Origin of the sequence: Salinispora cortesiana, assembly GCF_000484695.1 — a bacterium.
GTDB lineage: Bacteria > Actinomycetota > Actinomycetes > Mycobacteriales > Micromonosporaceae > Micromonospora > Micromonospora cortesiana.
Genome location: NZ_AXVR01000005.1, coordinates 37,397 through 62,264 on the forward strand (window position 1 = coordinate 37,397; position 24,868 = coordinate 62,264).

24 protein-coding genes are annotated in these 24,868 nt (G+C 72.3%); 10 read left to right on the plus strand and 14 right to left on the minus strand.

Translation table 11 applies throughout. The annotated features are described in order from the left end of the window. The first annotated feature begins 51 nt into the window (after nucleotides 1-51). The gene (locus K228_RS0104145; protein WP_080671537.1) at nucleotides 52-1,833 is read left to right on the plus strand and encodes an N-acetylglutaminylglutamine amidotransferase; all 1,782 of its coding nucleotides are present in this window, start codon (nucleotides 52-54) and stop codon (nucleotides 1,831-1,833) included. Between the two features lie 19 nt (nucleotides 1,834-1,852). On the opposite strand, the gene K228_RS0104150 is transcribed toward K228_RS0104145, so the two are convergent. Both K228_RS0104150 and K228_RS0104155 read right to left on the minus strand, forming a co-directional pair. Further along, nucleotides 1,853-2,989, minus strand: a complete 1,137-nt coding sequence (locus K228_RS0104150) for a carboxylate-amine ligase (protein ID WP_025617277.1) — start codon at nucleotides 2,987-2,989, stop codon at nucleotides 1,853-1,855. Nucleotides 2,990-3,142: 153 nt separating this feature from the next. Beyond that, nucleotides 3,143-3,565 (minus strand): Fur family transcriptional regulator, encoded by a 423-nt coding sequence (locus K228_RS0104155; protein WP_025617278.1) that lies wholly within the window; start codon nucleotides 3,563-3,565, stop codon nucleotides 3,143-3,145. 258 nt (nucleotides 3,566-3,823) lie between these two features. Here K228_RS0104155 and K228_RS0104160 point away from each other — a divergent pair, with 258 nt between their 5' ends. From K228_RS0104160 to K228_RS0104175, 4 genes are read left to right on the plus strand one after another with little or no spacing between them, the layout of a single operon-like run. Next, nucleotides 3,824-4,249 (plus strand): TOBE domain-containing protein, encoded by a 426-nt coding sequence (locus K228_RS0104160; RefSeq protein WP_025617279.1) that lies wholly within the window; start codon nucleotides 3,824-3,826, stop codon nucleotides 4,247-4,249. Next, nucleotides 4,246-5,022, plus strand: coding sequence for a molybdate ABC transporter substrate-binding protein (gene modA, locus K228_RS0104165; RefSeq protein ID WP_025617280.1), 777 nt, complete (start codon nucleotides 4,246-4,248; stop codon nucleotides 5,020-5,022). The genes K228_RS0104160 and modA overlap by 4 nt, the downstream gene beginning before the upstream one ends. Beyond that, the gene (locus K228_RS0104170) at nucleotides 5,019-5,867 is read left to right on the plus strand and encodes an ABC transporter permease (protein ID WP_025617281.1); all 849 of its coding nucleotides are present in this window, start codon (nucleotides 5,019-5,021) and stop codon (nucleotides 5,865-5,867) included. Before modA ends, K228_RS0104170 begins: the two co-directional genes overlap by 4 nt. Further along, complete coding sequence (locus tag K228_RS0104175) at nucleotides 5,864-6,928, plus strand: ABC transporter ATP-binding protein (protein ID WP_025617282.1); 1,065 nt, start codon at nucleotides 5,864-5,866, stop codon at nucleotides 6,926-6,928. The genes K228_RS0104170 and K228_RS0104175 overlap by 4 nt, the downstream gene beginning before the upstream one ends. Nucleotides 6,929-7,017: 89 nt before the next feature. Here K228_RS0104175 and K228_RS0104180 read toward each other — a convergent pair whose 3' ends face one another. From K228_RS0104180 to K228_RS0104200, 5 genes are all read right to left on the minus strand, one after another. After that, the gene (locus K228_RS0104180; protein WP_025617283.1) at nucleotides 7,018-8,808 is read right to left on the minus strand and encodes an IucA/IucC family protein; all 1,791 of its coding nucleotides are present in this window, start codon (nucleotides 8,806-8,808) and stop codon (nucleotides 7,018-7,020) included. Continuing rightward, a complete protein-coding gene (locus K228_RS0104185; RefSeq protein WP_025617284.1) occupies nucleotides 8,805-9,371 on the minus strand; it encodes a GNAT family N-acetyltransferase in 567 nt (188 codons plus the stop codon). The genes K228_RS0104180 and K228_RS0104185 overlap by 4 nt, the downstream gene beginning before the upstream one ends. Beyond that, the gene (locus K228_RS0104190; protein WP_025617285.1) at nucleotides 9,368-10,654 is read right to left on the minus strand and encodes a lysine N(6)-hydroxylase/L-ornithine N(5)-oxygenase family protein; all 1,287 of its coding nucleotides are present in this window, start codon (nucleotides 10,652-10,654) and stop codon (nucleotides 9,368-9,370) included. Before K228_RS0104190 ends, K228_RS0104185 begins: the two co-directional genes overlap by 4 nt. A gap of 36 nt (nucleotides 10,655-10,690) precedes the next feature. Further along, a complete protein-coding gene (locus tag K228_RS0104195) occupies nucleotides 10,691-12,292 on the minus strand; it encodes a pyridoxal phosphate-dependent decarboxylase family protein (protein WP_025617286.1) in 1,602 nt (533 codons plus the stop codon). A gap of 127 nt (nucleotides 12,293-12,419) precedes the next feature. Beyond that, nucleotides 12,420-13,451: an ABC transporter substrate-binding protein gene (locus K228_RS0104200; RefSeq protein ID WP_025617287.1), complete on the minus strand. Its 1,032-nt coding sequence runs from the start codon at nucleotides 13,449-13,451 to the stop codon at nucleotides 12,420-12,422. Nucleotides 13,452-13,516: 65 nt separating this feature from the next. On the opposite strand from K228_RS0104200, the gene K228_RS0104205 reads away from it, so the two are divergent. The 5 genes from K228_RS0104205 to K228_RS0104225 are packed head-to-tail and all read left to right on the plus strand — an operon-like array spanning nucleotide 13,517 to nucleotide 19,115. Beyond that, nucleotides 13,517-14,617, plus strand: coding sequence for a FecCD family ABC transporter permease (locus K228_RS0104205; RefSeq protein WP_025617288.1), 1,101 nt, complete (start codon nucleotides 13,517-13,519; stop codon nucleotides 14,615-14,617). Continuing rightward, entirely contained in the window at nucleotides 14,614-15,642 is a 1,029-nt protein-coding gene (locus K228_RS0104210; protein ID WP_025617289.1) for a FecCD family ABC transporter permease, read from the plus strand. The genes K228_RS0104205 and K228_RS0104210 overlap by 4 nt, the downstream gene beginning before the upstream one ends. Before the next feature lie 26 nt (nucleotides 15,643-15,668). Beyond that, nucleotides 15,669-16,478, plus strand: coding sequence for an ABC transporter ATP-binding protein (locus K228_RS0104215; RefSeq protein ID WP_025617290.1), 810 nt, complete (start codon nucleotides 15,669-15,671; stop codon nucleotides 16,476-16,478). Then, nucleotides 16,475-18,568: a penicillin acylase family protein gene (locus tag K228_RS0104220; protein WP_025617291.1), complete on the plus strand. Its 2,094-nt coding sequence runs from the start codon at nucleotides 16,475-16,477 to the stop codon at nucleotides 18,566-18,568. Before K228_RS0104215 ends, K228_RS0104220 begins: the two co-directional genes overlap by 4 nt. Then, complete coding sequence (locus K228_RS0104225; protein ID WP_025617292.1) at nucleotides 18,561-19,115, plus strand: GNAT family N-acetyltransferase; 555 nt, start codon at nucleotides 18,561-18,563, stop codon at nucleotides 19,113-19,115. Before K228_RS0104220 ends, K228_RS0104225 begins: the two co-directional genes overlap by 8 nt. Nucleotides 19,116-19,239: 124 nt before the next feature. Here the strand turns inward: K228_RS0104225 and K228_RS0104230 are convergent, their stop codons facing one another. From K228_RS0104230 to K228_RS0104260, 7 genes are read right to left on the minus strand one after another with little or no spacing between them, the layout of a single operon-like run. Further along, complete coding sequence (locus K228_RS0104230; RefSeq protein WP_025617293.1) at nucleotides 19,240-19,929, minus strand: RibD family protein; 690 nt, start codon at nucleotides 19,927-19,929, stop codon at nucleotides 19,240-19,242. Continuing rightward, the gene (locus tag K228_RS0104235) at nucleotides 19,922-20,566 is read right to left on the minus strand and encodes a GTP cyclohydrolase II (RefSeq protein ID WP_025617294.1); all 645 of its coding nucleotides are present in this window, start codon (nucleotides 20,564-20,566) and stop codon (nucleotides 19,922-19,924) included. The genes K228_RS0104230 and K228_RS0104235 overlap by 8 nt, the downstream gene beginning before the upstream one ends. A gap of 11 nt (nucleotides 20,567-20,577) precedes the next feature. Further along, nucleotides 20,578-21,549: a lysylphosphatidylglycerol synthase transmembrane domain-containing protein gene (locus K228_RS0104240; RefSeq protein ID WP_050580939.1), complete on the minus strand. Its 972-nt coding sequence runs from the start codon at nucleotides 21,547-21,549 to the stop codon at nucleotides 20,578-20,580. Between the two features lie 26 nt (nucleotides 21,550-21,575). Then, nucleotides 21,576-22,424, minus strand: a complete 849-nt coding sequence (locus tag K228_RS0104245) for a methyltransferase domain-containing protein (RefSeq protein ID WP_025617296.1) — start codon at nucleotides 22,422-22,424, stop codon at nucleotides 21,576-21,578. Continuing rightward, complete coding sequence (locus tag K228_RS0104250; RefSeq protein WP_025617297.1) at nucleotides 22,421-23,455, minus strand: glycosyltransferase family 4 protein; 1,035 nt, start codon at nucleotides 23,453-23,455, stop codon at nucleotides 22,421-22,423. Before K228_RS0104250 ends, K228_RS0104245 begins: the two co-directional genes overlap by 4 nt. After that, on the minus strand, nucleotides 23,452-23,850 hold the full coding sequence (locus tag K228_RS0104255; RefSeq protein WP_025617298.1) for a 6-pyruvoyl trahydropterin synthase family protein: 399 nt from the start codon (nucleotides 23,848-23,850) through the stop codon (nucleotides 23,452-23,454). The genes K228_RS0104250 and K228_RS0104255 overlap by 4 nt, the downstream gene beginning before the upstream one ends. Before the next feature lie 4 nt (nucleotides 23,851-23,854). Continuing rightward, entirely contained in the window at nucleotides 23,855-24,835 is a 981-nt protein-coding gene (locus K228_RS0104260; RefSeq protein ID WP_025617299.1) for a zinc-dependent alcohol dehydrogenase, read from the minus strand. Nucleotides 24,836-24,868: the final 33 nt, after the last annotated feature.

Sequence of the window (24,868 nt, forward strand, 5' to 3'; positions counted from 1 at the left end):
CGGCCATCGGCCCGCCCGGACCGCCGGACAGCGGCCGGAGGGGCACTGAGCGTGTGCGGCATCAGCGGGGAAGCGCGTTTTGACGGATCGAGGCCGGACACCGACGCGGTGATCCGGATGAGCCAGGCGATGGAGTCCCGCGGCCCGGACGACACCGGCCACTGGACGGACGGTTGGGTGGCCCTCGGGCACCGCCGGCTCACCATCATCGACCTCTCCGACACCGGCGCGCAGCCGATGGTGCGCGAGGACCTCGGTTCCGCGCTGGTCTTCAACGGATGCATCTATAACTATCCGCAGTTGCGCGAGGAGCTCCGGGCCGCCGGGCACACCTTCCGCTCCACCAGCGACACCGAGGTCATCCTGGTGGCGTACGCCGAGTGGGGAGAGGCCTTCGTCGACCACCTGGTCGGCATGTTCGCCATTGGGCTGTTCGACCGGACCCGCCAGCGGCTGGTGCTGGCCCGCGACCGGCTCGGCATCAAGCCGCTCTATCTGGCGGAGTCCCCCGGCCGCCTGCGCTTCGCCTCCACCCTGCCCGCGCTCCTGCACGCCGGCGACGTGGCCACCGACATCGACCCGGTGGCCCTGCACCACTACCTCTCCTGGCACTCGATTGTGCCGGCGCCGCGGACCGTGCTGCGCGGCGTCCGGAAGCTGCCCCCGGCGACGCTGCGGGTGGTCGAGGCGGACGGGCGCAGCCGCGACCACGTCTACTGGCAGCCGGAGTACGCCCGCGACCCCGCCCACGCCGGCCGGGATGCCCGGGACTGGCAGGCGGCGGTCGGTGACGCCCTGCGCGCGGCGGTTCGCCGCCGGCTGGTGGCGGACGTACCGGTCGGGGTGCTGCTCTCCGGTGGCCTGGACTCCAGTCTCATCGTGGCCCTGCTCGCCGAGGCGGGCCAACACCACCTGCAGACGTTCAGCATCGGGTTCGACAGCCGGGGCGACGAGGCCGGCGACGAATTCCACTACTCCGACCAGGTGGCCCGGGCCTTCGGCACCGATCACCGCCGGATCCGGCTCGCCGACAACGACCTTCTGCCGGCGGTCCAGGCCACGGTCGCCGCGATGACCGAGCCGATGGGCAGCCACGACGTGGTGGCCTTCCACCTGCTCAGCGAACAGGTGGCCAAGCACGTCAAGGTGGCCCAGTCGGGGCAGGGCGCCGACGAGGTGTTCGCCGGGTACGGCTACCACCAGCCGCTCGCGACGGCGCCCCGGGACGGGGCGGCGGAGGTCTTCGCCGCATCGTTCTTCGACCGCGACCACGCCGAGCTGTCCCGGGTTGTCAGTCCGGCGTACGCCCACGACCGAGATGCCAGCCGGGAGTTGCTCGTCGCCGAGTTGGCCGCGCCCGGCGCGGAGACCGCGCTGGACGCGGTGCTACGCCTGGATACCCACCGGATGCTCCCCGATGACCCGGTCAAGCGGGTGGACAGCATGTCCATGGCGTGGGGGCTGGAGGTCCGCACCCCCTTCCTGGACCAGGACCTGGTCGCGCTCGCCGCGGCCTGTCCGCCGGAGCACAAGGTGGCGCAGGGTGGTAAGGGCGTGCTCAAGGAGATCGCCCGGGAGGTGCTGCCGGCCGAGGTGATCGACCGGCGGAAGGGGTACTTTCCGGTGCCGGCGCTGCGCAACGTCTCCGGGCGGGTGCGGGAGCTGGTGCTCGACGCGCTGCGGGCACCGGCCGCCCAGGAGCGGGGGCTGTTCCAGCCCGAGTACGTCAACGAACTGCTCGCCGACCCGGCGGCGACGCAGGCCGCGGCCGGCAGCAACAAGCTGTGGCAGCTCGGGCTGCTGGAGCTGTGGCTGCAGACGCACCAGCGGTAGGACGGGCGGCCGCACCAGCTCAGGCCGGGGCGGGGCGGGTCTCTGCGGCCAGGTGGGCCAGGACGGCGCGGACGTCGCAGCCGGTCCGCTCCAGAATCCGACGCTGCCGTGCCGCGCCGGTACCCTCGTCCCGGAGCCGAGTCAGCTGGTCGAGCACGTACCCCCGATCGCCCTGGCGTTCCAGGGCGGGCGTGACGAGGGCGAACATCTCATCCACCAGGTCCCAGGCCGGCCGGGCGTGCCCGGTACGAAGATCGACAAGGTCACCGTCGAGCCCGTCGTGGGCGGCTCGCCAGTGGGCGGCGGAGACCAGGCAGCCACGGATCCGGGTCGCCCGGACCCCGTTCTGGGCATCCGCCGCGAGGGTCGCGACGAGGGCTCGTACCAGCGCAGCCACCAGCACCGTGTCGTCCACGGTGAGGCAGACGTCGCCAACCCGAACCTCGACCGTGGGGTACGCGACGGAGGGCCGGACATACCAGTAGACCATCCCGGCGTCGAGCATGATCCCCGCCTTGATCAGGTCCGCCACCGTGGCGTCGTAGTCGGCGGCCGAGTCGAAGAACGGGGTGGGGCCGATGCTCGGCCAACGCTCCAGTTGCATCCCCCGCCAGCTCGCGTGCCCGGTGTCCTGGCCGTCGTGCAGCGGCGAGTTGACGGTGAGGGCCTGCACAACCGGCAACCACGGGCGCAGGTGATTGCAGACCTGGACCGCCAGTTCCCGGTCGGGCAGGCCGACGTGCACGTGGCAGCCGCAGACCGCCGGATCGTGCGCGACCGGTCCGAACCGCCGGGACATCGCGTGGTAGCGGGGTTCGTCCGGTACGGTCCGGTGCGCCTCGTTCACCGGAGTCGCACCCACCGCGACGAGGCGGGCGCCGGCGTCCTCGGCCGCGTCAATGGCGGCGGTACGCAGCGCCACCAGGTGCCGCCGCAGCTCGGTCAGGTCGGAAACGACCGGCGTGACCATCTCGACCATGCTGTGTCGAAACTCCCGCCGGCTCTGCTCGTAGGCGGCGCCAGACAACCCGTCGAGTACCCGGGCGGCGATCGGCATGCTCTCCCCCGTATCGGAGTCCAGCAGCAGAAACTCCTCCTCGACCCCGAGGGTGAGGTTGTCCAGGTCGGGACGGTCGGTGGCCGGACGGTACGTCATGGCGATCGGCGTCCGTTCGTCGGGCGGCGCGCGAGACGCCGCGTTGCCGGGGTGCCGCGGTGACGGCTTCCCGGCCGCGTTGCCGGGGTGCCGCGGTGACGATTTCCCGGCCGACGGGGCGGGAAACGCCCCGGCTGGTGGCAGCCGGTCGGGTCAGGACGCGGCGCAGCCGGCGCAGTTGCCGAAGATCTCCAGGGTGTGCCCGACCTCGGTGAAGCCGTGCTCGGCCGCCACCTGGTCGGCCCAGCGTTCGACCGCCGGGCCGGCCACCTCCACGGTCCGTCCGCAGGACCGGCAGACTAGGTGATGGTGGTGACGACTCTGGCTGCACTGGCGGAAGAGCTGTTCGCCGCCGGGCAACCGGGTGGAGTCGATCTCACCGGCGTCCACCAGAAGCTGGAGGGTCCGGTAGACGGTGGTCAGGCCCACCCGGGCGTCCCGATCGCAGAGCATCCGGTGCAGTTGCTGCGCCGTGTGGAACCCGTCAACCTCCCCGAGCAGCGCGAGCACCTCGCCCCGCTGCCGGGTGTTCCGCGTTGCGTTCGGAATCGTCCGCGGCACCGTACTCCCCACCATCTCCCGTGTGCTGACCGCCGAGGGCGGCTCCGGCGTACCCACATTATGCGCCGTCGGGTCGAACCCGCCCGCGGCGTACACCGCGGCACCGGCCGCCCCCGTCGCCGACGGGTCGACTGACCGTCGGGTCAAGTCAGCCACGCCAGCGCCCGACCGGACCCAGACCTCGCGGTTACGAGGAAATTTGACTCCGATACCTTGCAATCGCCGGGGATGAGCGGGGCAACAGCTCTCGGATGCAGACGCTAGGGTGACCAGGTGACGAGGTTCCGGATCGGGGAAGCGGCCGAGCTGCTCGGGGTGAGTGCCGACACCGTCCGCCGCTGGATCGACGCCGGGCGGATTCGGGCAGAACGCGACGAGCACGGACACCGGGCCGTGGACGGGGTGGATCTGGCGGCGTTCGCCCGCGCGCAGGCGGCCGAGCGCGACGAGCGCTCCGACGCCTCGTCGGCCCGCAACCGACTACGCGGCATCGTCGTCGGCGTCGTCCGGGACACCGTGATGGCCCAGGTCGACATCCAGGCCGGCCCGTTCCGCATCGTCTCCCTGATGAGCCGGGAGGCCGTCGACGAATTGGAGCTACGGGTCGGCTCGCTGGCCGTCGCCGTGATCAAGTCGACGAACGTACTGGTCGAGCGAGCTACGCCGCCGGCCGGCACCCGGGGAAGGCCGGCGCCGTGAGGCCGCGCGCCTCGGTCGTGGCGGGTGCCGTCGCGCTGGTCCTGGCCGGCTGCGGCGCCCCGGGCGGCGAAGCTGCCGGCGGTGGGGTGGCCGGCACGGTGACCGTCTTCGCCGCCGCGTCACTCACCGCATCGTTCGACCGGATCGGGCGCGACTTCGAGGCAGCCCATCCGGGCAGCACCGTCGTGTTCAACTTCGCCGGCAGCTCCGCGCTCGCCACCCAGATCACCGAAGGGGCCCCGGCGGATGTCTTCGCCTCCGCCGCCCCGCAGCACCTGGCCGCCGTCACCACCGCCGACGGCGTCAACGGCGCGGCCGGCACGCCGGCTGTCTTCGTCCGCAACCAGCTCGTCATCGCGGTCGCCGCCGGCAACCCCGAGGGCGTACGGAGCCTGAGTGACCTGACCCGGCCTGGGCTGAAGGTGGCGCTCTGCGCCGAGCAGGTGCCGTGTGGGTCGGCGGCCCGCCGCGCGCTCGACGCCGCCGGAGTCACGCTGACCCCGGTCACCCTGGAGGCGGACGTGCGGGGGGCCCTGGCGAAGGTACGGCTGGGTGAGGTGGACGCCGCCCTCGTCTACCGCACCGACACGCGGGCCGCCGCGCCGGACGTGACGGCGGTGGAGTTCCCCGAGTCCGCCCAGGCCGTCAACGACTACCCGATCGCCGTGTTGGCCGACGCGCCGAACCCGACCGCGGCTCACGCCTTCGTGGCCCACGTCCGGTCTGCCCAGTCCCAGGCGGTGCTCACCGAGGCCGGGTTTCAGGCGCCATGACGCTCATCGAGCATCCGCTCCGCCGGCCGGCGGGTTCCCGCCGGCCGCGCGGTTCGCGGCGGCGGGGCGGTGGCGTTCCGGTCGCGTTGCTGCTGCCGGCGCTGCTCGGGCTGGCCTTCCTGACCCTGCCGCTGATCGGGCTGCTGGCCCGCACCCCGTGGAGCACGCTGCCGCAGCGGCTCACCGAGCCAGGGGTGCTCGCCGCGCTACGGCTGTCGCTGCTCACCGCCACCCTGGCGACCCTGCTCTGCCTGCTGCTCGGGGTGCCGCTGGCGTGGCTGCTCGCCCGGTTGGAGTTCCCCGGCCGGCGGCTGGTGCGCGCCCTGGTCACCGTGCCCCTGGTACTCCCGCCGGTGGTGGGCGGGGTGGCCCTGCTACTGGTCTTCGGTCGGCGCGGGCTGATCGGCGGCTGGCTCGACCAGACCCTCGGGATCACGCTGCCGTTCACCACCACCGGCGTGGTGTTCGCCGAGGCGTTCGTGGCGATGCCGTTCCTGGTCATCGCCGTGGAGGGGGCGCTACGGGGTGCCGACCGCCGATACGAGGAGGCCGCGGCCACCCTCGGCGCCGGACGGTGGACCACGTTCACGCACGTCACCGTGCCGCTGGTCGGCCCGGGCCTGGCCGCCGGCGCGGTGCTGTGCTGGGCCCGCGCGCTGGGCGAGTTCGGTGCCACGATCACCTTCGCCGGCAACTATCCGGGCCGGACCCAGACCATGCCGCTCGCGGTCTACCTGGCGCTGGAGACCGATGTCGAGGCCGCGATCGTACTCAGCCTGATCCTGCTCGTCGTCTCGGTCGTGATCCTGGCGGGGTTGCGCGACCGGTGGATCAGCACACCGTGACCGGGCACCTACTGGACGCACGCCTCGCCGTGGAGCGAGGCGACTTCCAGCTGGACGTACCGCTACGAGTCGCCGCCGGTGAGGTGGTGGCGCTGCTGGGTCCAAACGGCGCCGGCAAAACGACCGCCCTAAGGGCGCTTGCCGGCCTGCAGCCCCTGACCGCCGGCCACATCACGGTGGCGGGCAGCGACCTGGACCGGCCGGACCGGCGCAGGTTCGTCCCCGCCGAGCACCGTTCGGTCGGCGTGGTCTTCCAGGACTACCTGCTCTTCCCACACCTGAACGCGCTCGACAATGTGGCCTTCGGCCCGCGCCGGCACGGCGCCAACCGGCGGGCGGCCCGGCGGAGCGCCGGCGACTGGCTGGCCCGGGTGGGGCTGGTCGAGCACGCCCGCCGGCGACCCGGGCAGCTCTCCGGCGGGCAGGCGCAGCGGGTGGCGCTGGCTCGGGCGCTCGCGGTACGGCCGGCCGTGCTGCTGCTCGACGAGCCGCTGGCCGCCCTGGACGCCCGTACCCGCCTGGACACCCGCGCCGAGCTGCACCGGCACCTGGCCGCCCACCCCGGCGCCACCGTGCTGGTCACGCACGACCCCCTCGACGCTCTGGTGCTGGCCGACCGGCTGGTGATCGTGGAGGAGGGCCGGGTGGTCCAGGAGGGGGACGCGGCCACCGTCACCGCCCGGCCCCGTACCGACTACGTCGCCCAACTGGTCGGCCTGAACCTGCACCGGGGCCGAGCCGAGAACAACCACATTCGGATCGCCGACGAGCTCCTGCTCACCGTCCCGGAGCACCTCGATGGGGACGCGTTCGTCGCGTTCCGCCCCTCGGCGGTGGCGCTACACGACGACCAGCCCGCCGGTAGCCCACCCAACACCTGGCCGGCGACGGTCACCGGGGTACAGCGCCACGGTGACAACCTGCGGGTGCAGTTGGACGGGCCGGTCCGAGTAGCGGCCGACGTACCACCCACGACCGCGGCGACCCTGCGCCTGATTCCAGGTCAACGGGTGTGGGCCGCGGTCGGGGTGACGGAGACGCACGCCTACCCAGCGGGGTAGCGGGCGCGGCGATGCGGTCAACCTCTGGGCCGCCCGAGGCGCCGCCCCGTCCTCGCTCAGCCTGAGGGGGCGCCTCGGGTTCGGGCCCTTCAGGTCCCGGGACGGTACGGGGCGAGCGGGTTGGCCAACGTCCCCACGAGCTGCAACGCCCCCGCCGGATCGGCGAGGTCAACCATCTGCTGGTTGTCCCGCAGCTGGAGCCGGTTGAGGCAGGAGAGCGCGAACTCGGGCGCGAAGAGCTCGTACCGCCGGGCCCGCTCGGCCAGGTGCGGCACCCGGTCCAGGTATCCCGTTGCGGATTCGGCGACCGTCCGCCAGAAGGTCTCCTCCGGACAGACCCCCGCCTCGACCAGCACGGCGTTGAGGTGCCGCAGGAAACAGTCAACGACATCGGTGAAGATCGACAACAGTCGCATCTCTTCCGGTACGTCCGCCCGGATCCGCTCCACCGCCGGGGGCAACGGCGCGTCGACGCTCATCACCGCGATCTCCTCGGCGATGTCCTTGAAGATCACCCGCTCAACCACGCCCTCGTGCAGGACCAGGATGACGTTCTCGCCGTGCGGCATGAACGCGAGGTCGTGCGCGTAGAAGGCATGCAGCAACGGCACCAGGTAGGCGTCGAGGTAGCGGCGGAGCCAGGCCGCCGGGGTGAGCCCCGAGGCAGCGATCAGCGCGGCGGTGTGGGACCGGCCGTCCGGGTCAACGTGCAAGAGCGAGGCCATGGTGGCCAGTCGCCGACCCGGCGCCAACCCCTGCACCGGGCTCTCCCGCCACAGCGCCGCCAGCATCTTCCGGTACGGGGAGTAGCGATCCGTCGCCGCCTCGTACTGCCGATGCCGGTAGCCGACGGCAGCCCGCTCACGCAGGATGGTCAGCCCGGTGCTGCGGAACACCTCGTCGCCGTCGATCAGGTCGGCGAGCCAGTCGTTGATTGCCGGAGTGGCCGCCATGTAGGCGGCCGACAGGCCCCGCATGAAGCCCATGTTCAGCACCGACAGCGCGGTCTTGACATAGTGCCGGCTGGGTTCGGTGAGGTTGAAGAAAGTCCGGATGGACTGCTGGGCCCGGTAGTCGTCCGGCCCCGCACCGAGGTAGACCAGGTGCCGGCGGGCCACCTCCCCGGCGAAGGTGACCGAGAGCTTGTGCTGCCACTGCCAGGGATGCACCGGGATCAGATGATGGTCGGCGAGGTCCAGGCCGAGTCCGGCCAGGGTGGCAGCGAACCGGGCCCGGGTCTGCTCATCCAACTCGGCCTGGATGAGGGTGTCGTAGTCCAGCTCGGCCGAGCAGCTGAAGGTCGAGTGGTCGCGGTGCGCGGCGAGCCAGATCAGCCGTACCGGCGTGGCGGCCTCCGGCGCGTACCGGTGGTACTCGTCGGAGCTGAACCCGAGCCGGCCGTTGTTGGCTACGAAGCAGGGATGCCCCTCGGTCATCGCCGATTCCACGGTCTGGAAGTCGGCGTCGACCAGCTTCTCCGCCGCCGGCCCACCTCGGGCGAGCTTGTACGCCGTCCCGGCGAGGGTGGCGGTGATCTCCTCCAGGTAGACCGGCAGGACCCGGTCGGAGAGACCGAGTGCGCCCCGCAGTTCCAGGCAGAAGTCGGCGGCATCAGGTGGCAACTGCCCAGACTCCCCGTGTCGGGTGATGCTGTCCGGGTCAATCTGCCAGTGGTCCAGGGCGAGCAGCCGGGCGGTGAAGCGATACTCGACCGTGCCGTCGTCGCTGCGGACCCGGTAGCGACCCGGCTCGGCCGGAATCGGCTCCGGGGTGAGTAGCCGTTCGTGGGCGAACTCGGCGAGGGCCTTGCGCACCAGCAGTCGGTTGGCCTGCTCCCAGCGCGCCGGGGTGAGGTGCGTGACGGCGTCGCCGGGGATCATGCGGGCGCTCCTTGGGTCGCGGCGCGGAAGGCCGCGCGGGTGCAGATGCTCAGTAGGGCGGTCTTCGTCGGTAGCTCCACCGGGCCGACGACCTGGAAGCCCACGGCGGCGTTCAGGGCGTGGACCGCGGTGTTGCGGATGTCCGGCTCGACCACGACCCGCTGGGTGGCGGGGTCGGTGAAGAGCCAGTCCAGCACCGCTGTGATGACGGCATGGGTGAATCCGTGCACCGGTGTCTCGGTGGGAGCGCAGAGGAAGTGCATGCCGACGTCGCCGGGGCGGGCGTCGTACCGGCCCACGAGTTCCACGTGGGCCGGGTCGTAGCGTTCGGCGAGGAACACCGGCGCCCCCTCGTGCCACCCGAGGTACGCGTCGTGGTGCGGGTGGTCGGCGATCCGCCGGTACTCGGCGGCGACCTGCGCCACGTCGGCGTCCTGCATCAGCCAGAAGGCCGCCTTCGGATGGGTGACCCAGCGGTGCAGCAGCGGGGCGTCCCCGTCCGGGTCGAGAGCGCGCAGCGTGAACTCGCCCAGGAGCGGATCCTGGCGGGTGTGCACGGTCACGAATCCACCGCCGCCGGGGCCCCGAACTCCTGGAAGGTGACGCTCTTCTCCACCTGGTAGTACTCTCGGCCGAGCATTTCCCGGATGAGGTACGAGTTCCGGTACGGCCCCATACCCAGGTCGGGTGAGGTAACGCTGTGCGTGTGGGTGCCGCCGTTCTGGAGAAAGACCTCCTGGCCAGTGTGGTCGATGCTGTAGTTACGGGCGATGTCGAACCGGCCGTGGCTGTCCCAGCGGAGCCGGTCCCGGATCCCGTCCACGAACGCCGGCACCGGGAACCGGTAGCCGGTGGCCAGCACCAGGCCCTCAGTGTCGAGGGTGAAGTCCCTGCCCTGCTCGTGGTGGCGCAGACCCAACGTGTACGTACCGGCGTCGTGGGCCGCGCTGACCAGCTCGGTGTTGGTGATCAGGCGGGTACGGACCGGGCCGGCGGTGCTCCGCGCGTACAACAGGTCGAAGATACTGTTGATCAGGTCGGAGTTGATCCCCTTCAGCAGCCCGACCTGCTCCCGCTCCAGCTGGTAGCGGGTCTCCTCCGGCAGCGCGTGGAAGTAGTCCACGTAGTCCGGTGAGGTCATCTCCAGCGTCAGCTTCGTGTACTCGAGCGGGAAGAAGCGGGGCGACCGCGTCACCCAGTTGAGCTGATAGCCGTAGCTGTCGATGTCGGTGAGCAGTTCGTGGTAGATCTCGGCGGCGCTCTGCCCACTACCGACGATCGTGATGCTCCGCTTGCTCCGCAGTGCGTCGCGGTGCTCGAGGTAGTTGGAGTTGTGGAACGCGTCCCCACCCAGCCCCTGGCAGACGGCGGGCAGCTCCGGCGCGGTGCCGGTGCCGAGCACCAGGCGCCGGGCCCGGTGGGTGACCGGACCGTCGGCGGTCTCCGCGTGCACCACGTACTCGCCGTTGGCCTCGTCGTAGGACACCGTGGTGACGGTGTGCCCGAAGCGCAGGTTCGACAGCCGGTCCGCCGCCCACCGGCAGTACGCGTCGTACTCCGCCCGCAGCGGGAAGAAGCTCTCCCGGATGTAGAAGGGGTAGAGCCGGCCGGTCTCCTTCAGGTAGTTGACGAAGGAGAACGGCGAGGTGGGGTCGGCGAAGGTCACCAGGTCGGCGAGGAACGGCGTCTGCAGTCGGGTGGACTCCAGCAGCATGCCGGGGTGCCAGGAGACATCGGCGCGGGCCTCCAGGAAGAGCCCGTCCAGCTCGGAGATCGGCTCGGTCAGGCAGGCCAGGCCGAGGTTGTACGGGCCGAGTCCGATCGCGATGAAGTCGCGGGTGGTCATGTGGTTCTCCAGACGGGGTGTTGCGGGGATGATTGGTCAGGCGACCGAGCAGGACAGGTCGGCGGGGCGGTCGCTCCGCCCGGAGGCGTGGTCGTGCGCGTACCGACCGGCGTGTTCGGCGATCAGGTCCAGCACGAGGGTCACGTCCGCGCCCGTGGTCGCGGGATTGAGCAGGGTAAACTTGAGGTGCGCCCGGCCGTCTACCATGGTGCCGGCCACCATGGCGGCACCGGAGGCGGCGAGTTGGGCCCGGGCGTGCCGGTTGGCCTCGTCGGCCAGCTCGGCATCGGTGCCGGCGGGGCACCAACGGAAGACGACGGTGCTCAGCGGTGAGCGGGCGACCACCTCGAAGCGGGGGTCGGCGTCGGCGAGGGCCCAGGCGTCAACGGCGCGGCGGCAGACCTCGTCGAAGAGCGCGCCGACCGCGTCCGGGCCCATCACCCGCAGGGTCAACCACAGCTTCAGCGCGTCGAACCGGCGGGTGGTCTGCAGACTCTTGTCCACTTGGTTCGGGATCCGCTCGGCGACCGCCCGGGCCGGGTTGAGGTAGTCGGCGTGGTAGGTGGCGTGCCGCAGCACCTGACGGTCCCGTACCAGCAGCGCGCTTGAGCTGACCGGCTGGAAGAAGGACTTGTGGAAGTCGACGGTCACCGAATCGGCCTGCTCGATGCCGTCGAGCAGGTGCCGGCGGGTCGGCGAGACCAGCAGGCCGCAGCCGTACGCGGCGTCGACGTGCAGCCAGACGCCAGCGGTGGCGCAGCGCCCGACGATCTGCGGCAGCGGGTCAATGGTGCCGAAGTCGGTGGTCCCGGCGGTGGCGACCACCGCCATCACCGGCAGGTCGGCCCGCTGACAACGCTCCAGCTCCCGGTCCAACGCCTGCGGGCACATCCGCCGGGCCGCGTCGGTCTCGACGGTAATCACCGCGTCCGGGGCCAGTCCGAGTAGCTTCGCGGCCTTCTGGACGCTGAAGTGCCCGGCGGCGGAGGTGAGGATGCGCAGCCGGGGCAGGAGCGCGGCCCGGGCGTCGGCATCGGCGGCGTGCGCGACGGCCTCCTCCCGGGCCAGCAGCAGGGCGTGCAGGTTGGACTGGGTTCCACCGCTGGTGAAGATCCCGTCGGCAGTCGCTCCGAGGCCGATCCGGGCAGCCGTCCACTCGATCAACCGGCGCTCGATGAAGGTGGCGCCAGCGCTCTGGTCCCAGGTGTCCAGCGACGGGTTGACCGCGGTGAGCATCGCCTCGCCGAGCAACGCGGGGATTGCCACCGGACAGTTGAGGTGGGCCAGGGAACGGGGGTGGTGGAACCAGACCGCGTCGCGCAGCCACAGCTCGTCCAACTCGTCCAGGGCGGTGGCGTGGTCGCCGAGCGGCCGGTCGAGCTCGACGCCGCCGACGAGCGGGGCCAGCTCGTCCGGGGCGACCCCGGTGAAGGGTCGGTCGACCGTTGCGACCCGACTGGCGACCCGCTCCACCCCGTCGGCGAGCGCCTGTCGGTAGTGGTCGACCGAACCGTTGCCGAGCAGGTACGCCTGGGCTGCCTCGGCAGCGCCCGGGGACGCGGACTCCGCGTCGGGTCGGACCGAGGTGGGCCCTTGGTCGAGCGGTACGGCGTCAGCGGGGTCTGCGGACGGGTTCATGCGCGATCCTCATGTTCGTGGCGCCCGAATGCGGGCAGCCGCCATCGTCCGCCGTACGCGGACGGCGGTTGCGGTGAGTGGTTCGGGCGGGTCCCGGCCGACGGCGTCGCCGGCCGGGACGCGATGGTCAGCTGACCTTCTTTGCACCCTTGATCGCGGTGGCCAGGTTCTCCAGCAGCGGAGCGGCACCGGCGTACGAGAAGCGGGGCACGGAGTCCCAGGCGGTGACCTGGTTGGCCGCCACGGCCGGTAGCTTCGCCCAGGTCGGCTTGGCGGCGAGGTCGTCGGCCTGCAGCGCGGTGCCACGGTTGTCGAGCAGAAGCAGGTCGGCCGGGAACTTGCCGGCGTTTTCCCAGCTGAGTGCCTCGAAGTAGTCGCCCGCCTCCAGTTTGGTGGGCACTACGAGGTCGACGCCGAGCTCGGCGAAGTACATCAAGTCGGTGCTCACCTGCGGGTTGGAGACGTAGAACAGGTCGGGACTGCCGGAGCAGGCCATCACCTTGATACCCGGGTTGGCCTTGACGGCTTCACGGACCGACTCCGCCGCGGCTTCGAAGCGGGCCTTCGCCTTGGCGACCGCCGGCGCGGACAGGTCCGCGCCGAGGGACTCGGCGAGCTGCGCGTATCGTTCGATGGGCTGGGTCATCGGCACCCGGGCGGTGGTGATCGCCGCGACCGGGGCGAGGGGGACAATCTTGTCTTTGCTCTCGTCCGGCACGTACCAGAGCGCATCGGGGTCGTACATGTGGGTGACCAGCAGTTCGGGCCGCAGGCCGACGTACTTCTCCAGATTGAACTCGCCCCAGGTGTTGCCCAGGATCTCCACGCTCTCCACGTTCAGCTCCCCGGCCTGCGGGTCCTTGCTGCCATCGGCGCGGGTGGTCTCGCCGAACACGCCGACGACCTGCTCGTTGAGGCCGAAGTCGACCAGCGCCGCGGCCACTCCGGTGAAGGCGACGACGCGGGTCGGAGACGCGTCGGCGGAGAGCTTCTCGCCTCGGTCGTCGGTGAAGGACCAGGGGCCGGATTTAGCGTCGGCGGAGGGGTTGTCGGTGTCCTCGCTGCCGCAGCTGGCGAGGAGGGCGGCCAGGCTGACACCGCCGGCGGCGGCGAGCAGGCCACGACGGGAAAGTCGACGGGCGGAAGCGGGGTGCGACATGTTAGATCTTTCGGTCGGGGTCGCGGGCGACCATGGACAGCGGGGTTAGGCTAACCTAACCTAAGATGCTGTCAAGTCCCGCCCCGGCGATTCGCACCAACTCGGAGCTCACCCTGTCCGTCACTCATTCACCGCCGTCCGCTGCGCAAACGGTGTCGGCGCACCCCGTCCGACGCGGTCGCACCGCCACCCGCGTCAGCGGCCTCGCCGCCGCCGTTCTTCTGCTCGCCGTCGTCGCGGTGCTCAGCATCGCCGTCGGGGCAAAAGCCCTCCCCCTCGCCGACATCTGGCCCGGACTACTCGACCCCGACGCGGACGAATACACCGTGGTCCACCAGATGCGCCTGCCCCGCACGCTGCTCGGCCTGCTCGCCGGGGCCGCCCTCGGGGTTGCCGGGGCGGTCATGCAGGCACTCACCCGCAACCCGCTCGCCGACCCCGGGCTACTCGGCATCAACGCCGGCGCCTCCGCGGCGGTAGCCACCGGCACGGCCCTCGTCGGTGTCGCGGGGCTGGACGGACAGGTCTGGTTCGCGCTGATCGGCGCTGCCGCCGTCACCGCCGCCGGCTACGTCGTGGGCGGCGGGCGCGGCGCCACCCCCGCGCGGCTGGCCCTCGCCGGCGCCGCGCTCAACGCCACCCTCTACTCATACGTGAGCGCGATCATGCTGCTCGACGCCGCCTCACTGGAACGACTGCGGTTCTGGACCGTGGGCTCCCTGGCCAGCGCCGAACTGGCCATCGTCGGCACAGTGGCGCCGTTCATCGCGGCGGGGCTGCTGCTCGCTCTCGCCGTGGCCCGCCCACTGAACGCCCTCGCCCTCGGCGACGACACCGCACGGGCGCTCGGCGCACGGCCGGCGCTGATCCGGGCGGCGGTCATCGCGGCGGTCACCCTGCTCTGTGGTGCCGCCACCGCCGCCTGTGGACCGATCGTCTTCGTCGGGCTACTGGTCCCGCACCTGGTACGCGCGCTGACCGGGCCGGACCTACGGTGGCTGCTGCCCTACTGCGCCGTACTCGCACCCGTGCTCCTGCTCGGCGCCGACGTGCTCGGCCGGATCCTCAGCCGCCCCGGCGAACTCCAGGTCGGCATGGTCACCGCCGTGCTGGGTGGGCCGCTCTTCCTCTGGCTGGTACTCCGCGGGCGGGTGGGGCAGCCATGATTGTCCTGCGCACTCCTGGCGGTGTCTCGCTGCGCCTGCACCCGCGCGCCCTCACCGTCGGCCTGACCTGCGCGCTACTCACCCTGGCCGTGGGTGTGCTGGCACTGGGTAGCGGCGACTACCCGCTGAGCGCCGCCGACGTGCTCCGCACCCTGGCCGGTGACGGCACCCCGGCCGAGGAGTTCATCGTCCACGAGCTGCGGCTTCCCCGGCTGGCCACCGCCATCGCGGTCGGCGCCGCCCTGGCTCTGGCCGGCGCCGTCTTCCAGACCCTGGTCCGCAACCCCCTCGGCAGTCCCGACCTGCTCGGCTTCACCCAGGGCGCAGCGACCGGCGCGCTGGTGGTGATCGTCGTCGGCGGCACCAGCACGATGCTCTCCGGCGCCGCCGCCGCCAGCGGACTCGCCACCGGCCTCCTGGTCTACATGATCGCCTGGCGACGCGGAGTGCACGGCTACCGACTCGTACTGGCCGGCATCGGGGTCGCCGCGATCCTTACCGGAATCAATGGATGGCTGCTCACCCGCGCCCCACTGATGGACGCCGCCCGGGCCGTACTCTGGCTCACCGGCAGCCTCGACGGCCGGGGCTGGATACACGCCCTGCCGGTCCTGATCGCCCTCGCCCTACTCGGGCCGGCGGTGCTGGCCGGCGCCGGACCCGCCCTGCGGCTGATGGAGATGGGCGATGACTCCGCCAACGCCCTCGGCGTGCCGGTCGAGCGCCTGCGGCTGGCCCTGCTCGGCGCGGCCGTGCTGCTGGTCTCCCTCGCCTCGGCGGCTGCCGGCCCGGTCAACTTCGTGGCGCTCACCGCGCCGCACCTGGCCCGACGACTCACCCGCGCACCCGGTCCCAACCTGCTGCCCTCGGCGCTGCTCGGGGCATTACTACTGGTCATTGCCGACCAGATCGCTCAGCGCGCCATCCCCGGCCACCAACTGCCGGTAGGCGTGGTGACCGGCTTGATCGGCGGCGGATACCTGATCTGGCTACTGGCGGCTGAGCGCCGGGCGGGTCGACTGTGACAACGACGGAGAACGGAGCACCGAAAATGCGGTCCCGGCTACGCGGTAGCGCGATGACCCTGGCGTACGAACGGCGGACCATCTCCCGCGAGTTGACCGTCGATGTTCCGGACCAGTCGTTCACCGTCGTCATCGGCCCGAACGCGTGCGGCAAGTCCACCCTGCTGCGCGCCCTGTCCCGGCTGCTTCGGCCGAGCGCCGGCGCGGTCCTGCTGGATGGGGCGGACATCCACCGACGTCCCGCCCGGGAGATCGCGAAGACCCTTGGCCTGCTGCCCCAGTCCTCGATCGCCCCGGACGGCATCGGGGTGGCCGAACTCGTCTCCCGGGGCCGATACCCACACCAGGGGCTACTACGGCAGTGGTCCCGCGAGGACGAGGCAGTGGTCGCCGAGTCGATGGCGGCCACCGGCGTCACCGACCTCGCCGACCGTCCAGTAGCCGAACTCTCCGGCGGGCAACGACAACGGGTCTGGCTCGCCATGGCCCTCGCCCAGCAGACCCCGCTGCTGCTGCTCGACGAACCCACCACCTATCTGGATATCGCCCACCAGATCGAGATCCTCGACCTCTGCGCCCGGCTACACGAGGAGGAGGGCCGTACGCTGGTCGCCGTACTCCACGACCTGAACCAGGCCGCCCGCTACGCGACCCACCTGATCGCGATGCGCGACGGGCAGGTGGTGGCGACGGGCCCACCCCAGACGGTGGTTACCGCCGCGCTCGTCGAAGAGGTCTTCGGCCTCACCTGCCGGGTCATCGACGATCCGGAGACCGGCACCCCGCTGGTGGTGCCGGCGGCCCGGCGCCGGACCGCGATCGGAGTCACGGCGTGAGACTCTTCCGAGACCAGTGGGGTGTCCCGCACCTGCGGGCCGCCGGCCCCGACGAGCTGGCATACGCCCAGGGCCGGGTCACCGCGTACGACCGGGCCTGGCAGATCGAGGTGGAGCGGCACCGATCGCTGGGGGCGAGCGCCGCGTTCCTCGGCCCCGAGGCGGTGCCGTGGGACCGACTCGCCCGCCAGGCCCGCCTCGCCGACACTGCCCGGCGCTGCCATGCTCGCCTCGACCCGGCGACCGCCTCCTGGGTGGGCCGGTACGTGGCCGGAATCAACGCCGGTCTGGCGGCGGGGGCGGCCCGCGACCCGCGCTTCGCCACCGCTGGGCTCGACGCCGGTCGGTGGGAGCCGTGGACCCCGCTGGCGATCTGGCTGGCCCACCACGTCCTCTTCGCCGGCTTCCCCAGCAAGCTCTGGCGCGAGCACGTCACCCGGCGACTCGGCCCGGACGCCGTCGCGCTCTTCCAGGCCGACGCGCCGATCAGCTCCGGCAGTAACGGCTGGCTGCTGGCCGGCGGACGTACTGCCACCGGCGCCGCCCTCATCGCCGGCGACCCACACCGGTACATCGAGGACCCGGGCATCTACCAGCAGGTCCGCCTCGCCTGCCCGGCGTACGACGTGGTCGGCCTGGCGGTACCGGGGGTTCCCGGCATCGCCCACTTCGGGCACACCGGCGAGGTCGCCTGGGCGATCACCAACGCGATGGCCGACTACCAGGACCTGTACGCCGAGCGGCTACGTCGACGGGGTAGCGGCGTGGAGGCGTACGGGCCGGATGGTTGGGAGCCGACGCGCACCCACGCAGAGACGATCGCGGTGGCCGGCGGCGAGCCGGTCGAGGTGGAGGTGGTGGAGACCGACCGGGGGCCGGTGGTGGTCGGCGGCCCGGAGTCGGCCGAGGCGATCAGCCTCCGCTACCCACCCCGGGTCACCGGCGAGCTGGGCTTCGCCGCGTTGCCGGCGCTACTGCGGGCACGCACCGTCGCCGACGTTGACGCCGCCGTGGAGCACTGGGTGGAGCCGGTCAACGTGGTGCTCGCCGCCGACACCACCGGTGGACTACTGCACCGGGTCGCCGGTGCGGTGCCGGCCCGCCCCCCGGCCAACGGCGTACGGGTCGTGCCGGCGTGGGAGCCCCGGTACGCCTGGTCTGGCTGGTGCTCGATGCCGCGGGCAACCGTCAACGAGGTCGCCGTGATGGCCAATGAGCGGGCTGTCTCCGCTCCGCTGGGGGTCGAGTTCGCACCCCCGCACCGGGCCCGGCGCATCCGCGAGCTGCTCGACGCGACCGCCGGTTGGACGGCGGAGCGAATGACCGACGTGCACACCGACACGTACACGGCCGCCGCTGGGCCGCTGCTCACCCTCCTGGCGGGCCTGGCGGAGCTGCCGACGCCGGCCGCCGCGCTGCGCGACCGGCTGCTGCGCTGGGATCGACGGATGGCCGCCGAGAGCACCGACGCGGGCGCCTTCGCCGCCGTCCGGGCCGCCCTGGTCCGGCGGATCACCGCCCACCCGGCGCTGGCGGCGCTGACCGACCCACCGGCGTACCCGGAGGTCTTCGCGCCCTGGTTGGCGCTGGCCCCTCGGGTGGGGACGGCGCTGGCCGCGCTGCTCGCTCCCGACGCGCTACCCGGACTGGACGCGCCGGCCCTGGTCCGGGCCGCGCTGCTGGAGGTCGCGGGCAGCGACCTCGACCCCGCCGTCGGCGGTGAGGCAGCCCGGTGGGGTGCCCGGCACCGGCTTGCACCCTGGCGGGCGGTGCCGGTCAGTGTTGGCGCGGACAAACTGGGGCCAGGCTCCGCGGGGGCGGCTGCCGGACCGGAACTCGACGGGGAGCACGACTGCGTGCTCTCCACCTCCAGCGTGCCCGGGGTGACCGACCGGTGCGGGCGCGGGCCGGCCGCCCGGTACGCCTGGGACCTCGCGCGGCGCGAGAACAGCCGCTGGGTGGTGCCCCTCGGCGCGGATGGCGTGCCTGGCTCGGCGCACGACGACGACCAGCTGACCGCCTGGCAACGCGGGGAACTGCTGCCGGTAGTCACCGACTGGGACAAGCTGACTGAGGAGCGAAATGGGTGACCGGGTGGTCTTCGGGCGGGTAGTCCCGGGCTTCGGCGAGGTGCAGCTGCGGCCGGTGGATCCGGAGGGCGACCTGGACCTGATCCACGGCTGGGTCAGCCAGGAGCGGGCCCGGTACTGGGGGATGCGCGACGCCGGTCGGGATCGGGTGGCGGAGATCTACCGCTACCTGGACTCACTTCCCACTCACCATGCCTGGCTGGCGCTACGCGACGGGGCTCCGGCGGCGTTGTTCCAGACGTACCAGCCGGACGCCGATCCAGTCGGTGAGGTGTACCCGGTCCAGCCCGGCGACCATGGCATACATTTTCTGATCGGCCCGCCGACCCGCCCCGAGCCGGGCTTCACCGGCCACCTCTTCGGGATCCTGGTCGACTTCGTCTTCGCCGACCCCACCCACCACCGGATCGTCGCCGAGCCGGATGCCCGCAACGAGCGGGCACAGGCCCGACTGCGCCGTACCGGCTTCGTCGACGGGCCGCTGGTCGACCTGCCGGACAAGCAGGCCCGACTGATGTTCCTGGACCGCGCCGCCGCCGGCCGCTGACTGGCCGCCGGTAGCGGGAAGGCCCAGGCCATGACGATGGGTGTCATCGCGCCCCGCCGCCCGCGCCCCGCCGCGGGCTACAGCGGGGATCGCGGCGTGTGAGCATCCACACCAGATACTGCCATCAGCCAGGACAACGGTCGGAGAGGGCGTAGCGGACCAACGCGACATCGCCGATCTGTCGTACCTCGGCGATCTGGGCCCGGTGATTGGCATGCCACGGAAAGGAGCCGTCCCGGACGAAGCGAGGTGCCCGGCCGTCCCCGACGAAGAACGGGGCGATCACCAGATGCAGCTCGTCGGCGAGCCCGCTGGCGAGGAACTGGGTGTGCATGCTCGCGCCCCCCTCCACCAGCAACCGACCAATCCCCCGTGCGGCTAGGTCGGCAAGCACCGACACCAGGTCAACCGGCTCCCCGGCGTCAACCACGGTGGCGAGGTCGCCGAGGCGTTCCCGGACCTTGACCACCCCCGAGGAGGCACAGTAGATCAACCGTACGGTCGCACCGGTGGTGAACACCCGAGCCCGTGGGTCAAGGTCGCCGCAGCCGGTGACGGTCACCCGGGCGGGCGAGGCAGCCAGGCCACGGGCAACCCGCTCGGCACGTCGCGCCGCGGACCGCACCAGCAGCCGTGGATCGTCTCGCCGGATGGTGCCCGCACCAACCAGGATCGCGTCGCAGCCAGCCCGCACCCCGTCGATCCGCTCCAGATCGGCGTCGTTGGAGAGCACCAGCCGCTGACTGGTCGCATCGTCGATGTAGCCGTCCAACGACGTGGCACAGCTAAGCAGGACGTACGGGCGCTCAGTCACGAACGAAGGGCAGGTCGAGGGCGTGCTCGCCGCGAGTCGCCTTGACCGCCAGATAGTCGGCGTTGGCCGGGGAGAGGAAGACTCCGGTGGTCACCCGTTCGCTGATGGCGATGCCGTGTCGGTTCAGCTGTGCGCTCTTGTCCGGGTTGTTGCTGAGCAGTGCGACCCGGTCCACGCCGAGGGCGGCGAGCATCTGTACGGCGACGGTGTAGTCCCGCTCGTCCGCCTGGTGGCCGAGGGCGATATTCGCCTCGTACGTGTCCAACCCGGTGTCCTGCAACGCGTACGCCGCCAACTTCGCGAACAGGCCGATGTCCCGGCCCTCCTGGCGCAGATAGAGCAGGTAGCCACCGCGCTCGGCGATCCGTTCGACCGCCTCGCGCAGCTGCGGGCCGCAGTCGCAGCGCTGGCTGCCGAACACGTCCCCGGTGAGGCACTCGCTGTGCGGCCGCACCAGCGGCACCGAGCGCTCCGCCGGCACAACAGCTGGGTCAGCCCGGTCGCCGAGCCCGAAAGCCAGGTGCTCGCGGCCGTCAACCAATCCAGCGAAGGAGTAGACCCGGGCGGTGGTGGCATACCCGTCTGGAAATCGTAGCGGGACGCTGACCTCGGTGCGGATCGTGGCAATGGGATGCATCGGACTCCTCGTCAGACGGTGCCAGCCGGCACGGGGACACGACGGGCCGCCAGGACGGCGGCCCCGGGAAGACTGGCGACGAGCACCAAGGCTCCATAGACGATGGCGGTAGCGACGCCCTCCGCGGCGGAGAGGCCGGCTGCGCCGAAAGCCCACGCGGCCGCCCCCTCGCGGGGCCCGAAGCCAGCGATGTTCGCCGGAATCCCCATGGCGAGCAGAGCCAGCAGGGTCAACGGCAACAGCAGTGACAGCGGCGCCGTGGAGCCGGCGGTTCGGGCGGCGAGCACAAAGGTCGCCAGGTGCCCCACCACGGCCAGGGTCGAGGCGAGCAGCACCCCGAGCCAGGTGCGGCGAGCCAGTAGGCCGGCGCGGATGTCGGCGATGGCCACGCGGACCACCCGCGCCCACCGGGACTGACCGGCGGGACGTACCCACGCCAGCAGCGCTGCGCCGAGGCCGATCCCGGCCAGCGTAGCGGTCACCACCGGCAGGTACGGCCGGACCGGGGACGGGAACGCGGCCAGTACCACCACCGCGACCACCGCGAGGACCAGCTGGCCGGCGGTCCGCTCCCAGAGGACGGCCCGGACACCCCGGCCGAGGTCCCCCGTGGCCCGCCCGTGGCGAACCGCCCGGTGCACGTCGCCCAGGATCCCGCCGGGCAGGGTCGCGTTGAGAAAGACCGCCCGGTAGCAGTGGGCGACGGCGGTGCGCAGCGGCAGCCGGACCCCGAGTCCCCGGGCCACCAGGCTCCAGCGCCACGCGCCGCAGACCGTGGTGACCCCACCGATCGCCAGCGCCGCGGCCAACGCCGGAACGGTGATCAGACGCAGCCCGGCAAGGATCGGGCCGGTGCCTACCAGCCACAGCAGCAGCGCCAGCAGACCGAGACCACCCAGTGTCCGGGCCCATGCCCAGAGCCGGCCGCTGGCCGGCGGTAGCAGGGCATCGCCCTCGCCATCCGACCCGCCCTCGCGGTCTATCCGTGGGTAGGCCCGCTCCACCGCGGTCACGGGTTCGTCGCCGGCAGGGCCAACAGGTCCCGGTGGTCCACCAGCACGGACAGCCGGCCGGCCACGAGGTCGGCCTGGCGGCGACGCACGTACCCGGTCAGCGGACCGGCCAGCTGGGGCCGCTGCTCTCGGGCTGCGTCGGTCCAGCCGGTAAACCACTCCCCCAACAGGTCCACGTCGGCGGGGCCGAGCCGCCACGGGCTGGACCGCAGCGTGACCGTAGCGCCCTGGTTGGCAAAGGCCGCGGCGGTGCCGGCCACGGCGTCCGGACCGAGCAGGCGCCGTCCCCGAACAGTGCGGCGCTGGTGGTCGTCGAACGCCGCGGCGACCTCCGCGTCGAGCGGGTCCGTGGGGTCGAGCCGGACCTGACCGACCACCGAGAGTGTGAAGAGGGCCGGCCGGCCGAGGCAGGCCGCCGCTACCCGTGCGACCTCCTCGGCGGTGAGCATGTCCAGCAGCGCGGAGGCGGTGATCAGGTCAGCCTCGGCCAGCTCGTTGGCGGTGAGCCGGGTCAGGTCATCGCGACGGGTCTCGACGGTGACCGGGCTCCCATCGGCGGCAGCCGGTGGTGGGTGGGCGGCGGCCCGGGCCAGCAGGCCGGCGTCCGCGTCGTGCAGAACCCAGTGTTGCGGCCCGGGTAGGCGGGGGGCGAGCCACCGGCCCATCGCGCCGGTGCCGCTGCCCAGGTCGTGGACGACGACCGGGCGGGTGCCGGCGAGCCGGGACCGGACCCGATCGGCGAGGTCGACAACGCGAGCGGCGGCGTCGGCCGGTTCCCGCCGGGTGAGCCAGTCCGCGAAGGCCGCCGGCAGGCCCAGCTCGAGGTCACAGTCCTGCTCTGTCATCTTGCTCCTTCCAGCGCTGCCGCGAGCGACCGGGTGGTGGTGCTCCAGCAGGTGAGAGTCTCCCGGCGGGCCCGCGCGGCGCGGCGCAGCCGGTCCCGCAAGGCCGGGTCGGTGAGCCAGCGGCGGAGCGCCCCGGCGAGGGCGGTCGGGTCGTCTGGGGGCACCAGCATGCCGGGCACCGTCCCGTCCGGCGCGCGGCCGAGGGTGTCGGGCAACCCACCGGCGGTGGTAGCCAGCACCGGTACGCCCCGCGCCAGCGCCTCCGTCACCACCATCCCGTACGTCTCGACCCGGGAGGCCAGCACCAGCAGGTCGGCGGTGGCGTACCCGGTGGCCAGGGCGGATCCGGTCCGGGGTCCGGCGAGATGCACCCGCCGGGTGAGGCCCAGCTCGTCGATCCGTTCCCGGAGCCGTTTGACGAAGCCCGGCTCATGGGTGAGCGACCCGAGGCAGTCACAGCGCCAGGTCAGCTCCCCGACGAGAGCGAGGGCGTCCACCAGCGTGTCGTGTCCCTTGTGCGGGGTGAGGGCGGCGACGCAGAGCAGCCGCTCGCCTGCTGCCGAGCCGGACCCGGCGGCGGCCCGGTCGACCCCGGGCGCCGCGACGTACACCCGCTCGGCGGGCAGCTGGTACCGATCGAGCAGCCACCGGCGGGTCCAGGTACTGGTCGCCACGATCACTGTGGCGTGCCGCAGGGCCACCCGCTCTGCCACGCTGTCCAGCGGCAGGTGCACCAGCACGGCCAGGCGCAGCCGCCCGGCGTGCGGGGCCAGGAGCTCCGGCACCGTGCTGGCGACGAGCCCGTCGAGCAGGACGAGCGACCCGGACGGCAGTGTGTCGAGCACCCCGGCGAGGACGGAGCGGTCCGCGCTCGCCGGGTACGGCCAGGCTCCGGGCACCGGGTACTCGTGGACTGACCAGCCGGCGGCCGCCAGCCCGTCAAGGACCCGCCGGTCGTACCGGTTGCCGCCACTCGGGTTGGCCGGATCGTCCACGTTGCCCGGTAGCACCGCGTGCAGGGCGCGGGTCACAACGACCGTTCGTAGCTGGCCCAGGCGACGTGCGACTCGTGCAGGGTGACGCTGATGCCGGTCAGGCCAGCGACGCCCGCGCCCAGCTCCCCGGCGTGAACCCGAGCCGCGAGGCGGTCGGCGACAGTGCGGGCCAGGACCTCGGTGGTGGTGTTCACCCCGGCGAACTCCGGCTCGTCGTCCAGGTTGCGGTAGGTCAGCTCGGCGAGGACCGCGCGCAGCTGCGCAGTCGCCCGACCTATGTCAACCACAACCCCGTCAGCGTCCAGTTCACTGCGGCGGAAGGTCGCGTCCACCACGAACGTCGCCCCGTGTAGTCGCTGGGCGGGACCGAACACCGCGCCCTGAAAGCTGTGGGCAATCATCATGTGGTCCCGGACGGTCACGCTGAACACAGTGTCACTCTCCGTCGTAGGTGATGAGGTGGCAGAGGGCCGGCAACCGCCGGTCGGCGAGTCGGGGCAGCACGTCGGGCAGGTCCGCGAATCGGGACTCCCCGGTCAGCAGGGCGTCGAAGACCGGGTCGGTGAGGAGATCCAGCGCCAGGCGGAGCCGGTCGGTGTGGCTACGCCGGCTCCGCCGGGCCAGGGCGACCCGTCCCACCTGGCTGCTGCGCAGGGTGAGCCGACCGGTGTGGAACTGCGCGCCGAGTGGCAGCGCCACCTCGCGGTCGCCGTACCAGCTCAGCTCCAGCACCGTGCCCTCCGGTGCCACCAGCTCCAGGCAGCGACGCAGGCCGGCGGCGGTCGCGCTGGCGTGCACCACCAGGTCCCGTCCGGCCGCCGCGTCGGCCGGTGCGGCGAACCCGACGCCGAGCGCCCCGGCGAGCGCGGCCCGGGTCGGGTCCACATCGACAAGCTGCACCCGTACGCCGGGAATCCGGGCCAGCAGGGCCGCGACGGCCGCACCGACCATCCCGGCACCGACCACAGTGACCCGGTCGCCGACCAGGGGTGGCTCGTCCCAGAGCGCGTTCACCGCGGTCTCCACCGTGCCGGCGAGCACCGCCCGGGCCGCCGGCACCTGCTCGGGCACCACCACCACAGCCTCGGCCGGGACCACGTACGCCGTCTGGTGCGGGTACAGGCAGAAGACGGTCCGCCCGTGCAGTTCGGTCGGACCCTGTTCGACCACGCCCACGCTCAGGTAGCCATACTTGATCGGGGCCGGGAAGTCACCCTCCTGGAACGGGGCGCGCATCGCCGGATACTGTCCGCTCGGGACAGCGCCGGTGAACACCAGCGTCTCGGTGCCGCGGCTCACGCCGGAGTAGCGGGTCCGGACGAGCACTTCGCCGGCGTTCGGGGTGGGCACCAGCACCGAGCGGAGCTCGCCTCGGCCGGGCGTGGCCAGCCAGAAGGCGCGTGCGGTCGGGCTCACCGGCTACTCCTCTCCACGGCCCCGGCGAACCGG

Bases quoted from the DNA above. Each gene is read 5' to 3' on its own strand.
- K228_RS0104150 (WP_025617277.1), bottom strand. From the start codon at position 2,989: ATGACGTACCGTCCGGCCACCGACCGTCCCGACCTGGACAACCTCACC.
- K228_RS0104155 (WP_025617278.1), bottom strand. From the start codon at position 3,565: ATGGTGGGGAGTACGGTGCCGCGGACGATTCCGAACGCAACGCGGAAC.
- K228_RS0104170 (WP_025617281.1), top strand. From the start codon at position 5,019: ATGACGCTCATCGAGCATCCGCTCCGCCGGCCGGCGGGTTCCCGCCGG.
- K228_RS0104180 (WP_025617283.1), bottom strand. From the start codon at position 8,808: ATGATCCCCGGCGACGCCGTCACGCACCTCACCCCGGCGCGCTGGGAG.
- K228_RS0104190 (WP_025617285.1), bottom strand. From the start codon at position 10,654: ATGACCACCCGCGACTTCATCGCGATCGGACTCGGCCCGTACAACCTC.
- K228_RS0104195 (WP_025617286.1), bottom strand. From the start codon at position 12,292: ATGAACCCGTCCGCAGACCCCGCTGACGCCGTACCGCTCGACCAAGGG.
- K228_RS0104200 (WP_025617287.1), bottom strand. From the start codon at position 13,451: ATGTCGCACCCCGCTTCCGCCCGTCGACTTTCCCGTCGTGGCCTGCTC.
- K228_RS0104205 (WP_025617288.1), top strand. From the start codon at position 13,517: ATGCTGTCAAGTCCCGCCCCGGCGATTCGCACCAACTCGGAGCTCACC.
- K228_RS0104210 (WP_025617289.1), top strand. From the start codon at position 14,614: ATGATTGTCCTGCGCACTCCTGGCGGTGTCTCGCTGCGCCTGCACCCG.
- K228_RS0104215 (WP_025617290.1), top strand. From the start codon at position 15,669: ATGCGGTCCCGGCTACGCGGTAGCGCGATGACCCTGGCGTACGAACGG.
- K228_RS0104225 (WP_025617292.1), top strand. From the start codon at position 18,561: ATGGGTGACCGGGTGGTCTTCGGGCGGGTAGTCCCGGGCTTCGGCGAG.
- K228_RS0104235 (WP_025617294.1), bottom strand. From the start codon at position 20,566: ATGCATCCCATTGCCACGATCCGCACCGAGGTCAGCGTCCCGCTACGA.
- K228_RS0104245 (WP_025617296.1), bottom strand. From the start codon at position 22,424: ATGACAGAGCAGGACTGTGACCTCGAGCTGGGCCTGCCGGCGGCCTTC.